Source organism: Pseudoxanthomonas taiwanensis (assembly GCF_010093135.1).
In the GTDB taxonomy this organism is placed as follows: domain Bacteria; phylum Pseudomonadota; class Gammaproteobacteria; order Xanthomonadales; family Xanthomonadaceae; genus Pseudoxanthomonas; species Pseudoxanthomonas taiwanensis.
Genome location: NZ_PDWK01000110.1, coordinates 1 through 5506, shown reverse-complemented (window position 1 = coordinate 5506; position 5506 = coordinate 1). Strand labels below are relative to the sequence as shown.

2 tRNA genes and 3 rRNA genes are annotated in these 5506 nt (G+C 57.0%); all 5 read left to right on the top strand.

The window, feature by feature from the left end:
* Positions 1-298 precede the first annotated feature (298 nt).
* The 5 genes from CR938_RS13775 to rrf all read left to right on the top strand — a co-directional run bounded on the left by CR938_RS13775 (position 299) and on the right by rrf (position 5443).
* A 16S ribosomal RNA gene (locus tag CR938_RS13775) occupies positions 299-1845 on the top strand.
* An 88-nt stretch (positions 1846-1933) separates the two neighbouring features.
* Positions 1934-2009: transfer RNA gene (locus CR938_RS13770), tRNA-Ala, on the top strand.
* Positions 2010-2026: 17 nt separating this feature from the next.
* Positions 2027-2103 (top strand) — tRNA-Ile (locus CR938_RS13765).
* 224 nt (positions 2104-2327) lie between these two features.
* Positions 2328-5205 (top strand): 23S ribosomal RNA (locus CR938_RS13760).
* A 124-nt stretch (positions 5206-5329) separates the two neighbouring features.
* Positions 5330-5443 (top strand): 5S ribosomal RNA (gene rrf / locus CR938_RS13755).
* Together the 16S, 23S and 5S rRNA genes with 2 tRNA genes alongside form the textbook arrangement of a ribosomal RNA operon.
* Positions 5444-5506 lie beyond the last annotated feature (63 nt).

Here is a 5506-nt window from a genome sequence, read left to right as displayed (position 1 = left end):
CGGGGCGGTCCGGGGCCGGAGGCATCTCCTGACGGGGTGTTGACGGGATCGGAGAGAGCCGCCAGAATATGCGGCTCCCCCGGCGGGAACGCCGGGGTGGATTGGAAGAGGCGCTGAGGCCGATTCCTGGGTTCTTTGAAAGTGTGCGCAGGTAACTTGTGCGGACGCCTGCAGGAAGGATGACTGTCCATCTTGCAGACGTTGAACAGCAGCAAGTCAATTGCTTACAGCAAGTGATTCGCGCGCTGGGTTCACGCTCTGCGAAGCTGAAGACTTTTGCCGCAAGGCAAGCAGTTTTTAAGTGAAGAGTTTGATCCTGGCTCAGAGTGAACGCTGGCGGCAGGCCTAACACATGCAAGTCGAACGGCAGCGGGTAGGAAGCTTGCTTCCTATGCCGGCGAGTGGCGGACGGGTGAGGAACACATCGGAATCTACTCCGTCGTGGGGGATAACGTAGGGAAACTTACGCTAATACCGCATACGACCTAAGGGTGAAAGTGGGGGACCGCAAGGCCTCACGCGATGGAATGAGCCGATGTCCGATTAGCTAGTTGGCGGGGTAAAGGCCCACCAAGGCGACGATCGGTAGCTGGTCTGAGAGGATGATCAGCCACACTGGGACTGAGACACGGCCCAGACTCCTACGGGAGGCAGCAGTGGGGAATATTGGACAATGGGCGAAAGCCTGATCCAGCCATGCCGCGTGGGTGAAGAAGGCCTTCGGGTTGTAAAGCCCTTTTGTTGGGGAAGAAATCCTGCTGGCTAATACCCGGCGGGGATGACGGTACCCAAAGAATAAGCACCGGCTAACTTCGTGCCAGCAGCCGCGGTAATACGAAGGGTGCAAGCGTTACTCGGAATTACTGGGCGTAAAGCGTGCGTAGGTGGTGGCTTAAGTCCGTTGTGAAAGCCCTGGGCTCAACCTGGGAATTGCAGTGGATACTGGGTCACTAGAGTGTGGTAGAGGGTGGCGGAATTCCCGGTGTAGCAGTGAAATGCGTAGAGATCGGGAGGAACACCCGTGGCGAAGGCGGCCACCTGGGCCAACACTGACACTGAGGCACGAAAGCGTGGGGAGCAAACAGGATTAGATACCCTGGTAGTCCACGCCCTAAACGATGCGAACTGGATGTTGGGTTCAATTTGGGACTCAGTATCGAAGCTAACGCGTTAAGTTCGCCGCCTGGGGAGTACGGTCGCAAGACTGAAACTCAAAGGAATTGACGGGGGCCCGCACAAGCGGTGGAGTATGTGGTTTAATTCGATGCAACGCGAAGAACCTTACCTGGTCTTGACATCCGCGGAACTGCCCAGAGATGGGCGGGTGCCTTCGGGAGCCGCGAGACAGGTGCTGCATGGCTGTCGTCAGCTCGTGTCGTGAGATGTTGGGTTAAGTCCCGCAACGAGCGCAACCCTTGTCCTTAGTTGCCAGCACGTAATGGTGGGAACTCTAAGGAGACCGCCGGTGACAAACCGGAGGAAGGTGGGGATGACGTCAAGTCATCATGGCCCTTACGACCAGGGCTACACACGTACTACAATGGTGGGGACAGAGGGCTGCGAACCCGCGAGGGGGAGCCAATCCCAGAAACCCCATCTCAGTCCGGATTGGAGTCTGCAACTCGACTCCATGAAGTCGGAATCGCTAGTAATCGCAGATCAGCATTGCTGCGGTGAATACGTTCCCGGGCCTTGTACACACCGCCCGTCACACCATGGGAGTTGGTTGCACCAGAAGCAGGTAGCTTAACCGCAAGGAGGGCGCTTGCCACGGTGTGGCCAATGACTGGGGTGAAGTCGTAACAAGGTAGCCGTATCGGAAGGTGCGGCTGGATCACCTCCTTTTGAGCACGGCAGCATCGTCCTGTCGGGCGTCCTCACAAGTCACCTGCATTCAGAGAGGTTCCGCGTGAGCGGGGCACCCCCGGATTGCGGGGCCATAGCTCAGCTGGGAGAGCACCTGCTTTGCAAGCAGGGGGTCGTCGGTTCGATCCCGACTGGCTCCACCAAATGAGTCTGATCTTTTGGGTCTGTAGCTCAGGTGGTTAGAGCGCACCCCTGATAAGGGTGAGGTCGGTGGTTCGAGTCCTCCCAGACCCACCACTCTGGATGTAAGCGCACACAGGAATCAAGGACATGCCAGGCGTTGAGGCGGGCATGTGTTCTTTAACAACTTGGGATGTAGCGAGCGTTTGAGATGACCATCTCGACGTGTCGTTTGAGGCTAAGGCGAGAACCGCGAGGTTCCTAATTTGAGTCGTTGCGATTCGCGTCCGGGGATTTGTACTCCTTGGGCACCGTAACTCCGAGGCGACTTGGGGTTATATGGTCAAGCGAACAAGCGCACACGGTGGATGCCTTGGCGGTCAGAGGCGATGAAGGACGTGGCAGCCTGCGAAAAGCGTCGGGGAGCTGGCAACAAGCTTTGATCCGGCGATGTCCGAATGGGGAAACCCACCGCTTCGGCGGTATCCTGCACTGAATCCATAGGTGCTGGAGGCGAACCCGGTGAACTGAAATATCTAAGTAACCGGAGGAAAAGAAATCAACCGAGATTCCCTCAGTAGTGACGAGCGAACGGGGACTAGCCCAAAAGTCTGCATGGTTCTAGCAAAACGGTCTGGAAAGTCCGGCCATAGAAGGTGATAGCCCTGTATGCGAAAGGGCCATGTGGATGAAATCGAGTAGGGCGGGGCACGTGAAACCCTGTCTGAACATGGGGGGACCATCCTCCAAGGCTAAATACTCCTGACCGACCGATAGTGAACCAGTACCGTGAGGGAAAGGCGAAAAGAACCCCGGAGAGGGGAGTGAAATAGACCCTGAAACCGTGTGCGTACAAGCAGTCGGAGCCCCGCAAGGGGTGACGGCGTACCTTTTGTATAATGGGTCAGCGACTTACTGTCTGTGGCGAGCTTAACCGTATAGGGGAGGCGAAGGGAAACCGAGTCTGAACAGGGCGCATAGTCGCAGGCAGTAGACCCGAAACCGGGTGATCTAGTCATGCCCAGGGTGAAGGTGCGGTAACACGCACTGGAGGCCCGAACCCACTCCCGTTGCAAAGGTAGGGGATGAGGTGTGATTAGGAGTGAAAAGCTAATCGAACCCGGAGATAGCTGGTTCTCCTCGAAAGCTATTTAGGTAGCGCCTCGTATGTATCCTCTCGGGGGTAGAGCACTGTTATGGCTAGGGGGTCATCGCGACTTACCAAACCATTGCAAACTCCGAATACCGGGACGGACTGTACGGGAGACACACGGCGGGTGCTAACGTCCGTCGTGAAAAGGGAAACAACCCAGACCCACAGCTAAGGTCCCCAATTACCGCTAAGTGGAAAACGATGTGGGAAGGCACAGACAGCCAGGAGGTTGGCTTAGAAGCAGCCACCCTTTAAAGAAAGCGTAATAGCTCACTGGTCGAGTCGGCCTGCGCGGAAGATTTAACGGGGCTAAGCGGTAAACCGAAGCTTGGGGTGCACACCTCTGGTGTGCGCGGTAGAGGAGCGTTCCGTAAGCCTGCGAAGGTGGGTCGAGAGGCCTGCTGGAGGTATCGGAAGTGCGAATGCTGACATGAGTAACGATAATGCGGGTGAAAAGCCCGCACGCCGAAAGCCCAAGGTTTCCTTGCGCAACGTTAATCGGCGCAGGGTGAGTCGGCCCCTAAGGCGAGGGCGAAAGCCGTAGTCGATGGGAAACTGGTTAATATTCCAGTACCTCGCGTGAGTGCGATGGGGGGACGGAGAAGGTTAGGTCTACCGGGCGTTGGTTGTCCCGGGGAAAGGCGGTAGGTGGATCCCTTAGGCAAATCCGGGGGGTCAACACCGAGCACCGAGACGAGCCCTTCAGGGCGAAGTGACTGATACCACGCTTCCAGGAAAAGCCCCTAAGCTCCAGCTCACGCAGACCGTACCGAAAACCGACACAGGTGGGTAGGATGAGAATTCTCAGGCGCTTGAGAGAACTCGGGTGAAGGAACTAGGCAACATGGCACCGTAACTTCGGGAGAAGGTGCGCCTCCTTTGGTGGCCCATGCGGGCTGTAGCTGAGGGGGGCCGAAGTGACCAGGCCGCTGCGACTGTTTATCAAAAACACAGCACTCTGCAAACACGAAAGTGGACGTATAGGGTGTGACGCCTGCCCGGTGCCGGAAGGTTAATTGATGGGGTCAGCCGCAAGGCGAAGCTCTTGATCGAAGCCCCGGTAAACGGCGGCCGTAACTATAACGGTCCTAAGGTAGCGAAATTCCTTGTCGGGTAAGTTCCGACCTGCACGAATGGCGTAACGACAGCGGCGCTGTCTCCACCCGAGACTCAGTGAAATTGAAATCGCTGTGAAGATGCAGCGTTCCCGTGGCAAGACGGAAAGACCCCGTGAACCTTTACTATAGCTTTACACTGAACGTTGAGTTCGTCTGTGTAGGATAGGTGGGAGGCTGTGAAGTGCCGGCGCCAGCTGGCATGGAGCCGTCCTTGAAATACCACCCTGATGTGCTTGACGTTCTAACCTGGGCCCGTTATCCGGGTCGGGGACCGTGTATGGTGGGTAGTTTGACTGGGGCGGTCTCCTCCTAAAGAGTAACGGAGGAGCTCGAAGGTACGCTCAGCGCGGTCGGACATCGCGCACTGTGTGCAAAGGCATAAGCGTGCTTGACTGCAAGATCGACGGATCAAGCAGGTACGAAAGTAGGACTTAGTGATCCGGTGGTTCTGTATGGAAGGGCCATCGCTCAACGGATAAAAGGTACTCCGGGGATAACAGGCTGATACCGCCCAAGAGTTCATATCGACGGCGGTGTTTGGCACCTCGATGTCGGCTCATCACATCCTGGGGCTGTAGTCGGTCCCAAGGGTATGGCTGTTCGCCATTTAAAGTGGTACGCGAGCTGGGTTCAGAACGTCGTGAGACAGTTCGGTCCCTATCTGCCATGGGCGTTGGAGATTTGAGAGGGGCTGCTCCTAGTACGAGAGGACCGGAGTGGACGAACCTCTGGTGTTCCGGTTGTCACGCCAGTGGCATTGCCGGGTAGCTATGTTCGGAAGCGATAACCGCTGAAAGCATCTAAGCGGGAAGCGCGCCTCAAGATGAGATCTCCCGGGACACAAGTCCCCTGAAGGGACCATCTAGACCAGGTGGTTGATAGGCTGGGTGTGTAAGCGCAGCAATGCGTTGAGCTAACCAGTACTAATGACCCGTGCGGCTTGACCATATAACCTCAAGTGGCCTTGGACTCGACGACGCGTCGACAGGCCATCCACGCTCCCTACATCCCAGGTACCCCATGCGAGACGGTGCGGCTCCTCCTCCGGACGCCAGCACGCTCCAACCGTCTCCCTGGTGACATTAGCGTTGTGGAACCACCCGATCCCATCCCGAACTCGGAAGTGAAACGCAACAGCGCCGATGGTAGTGTGGGCTTCCCATGCGAGAGTAGGTCATCGCCAGGGTCTTTACCCCGAACCCCCAGGCCAAAAGCCTGGGGGTTCTTCTTTGCGCCAGCCCAAACCCAC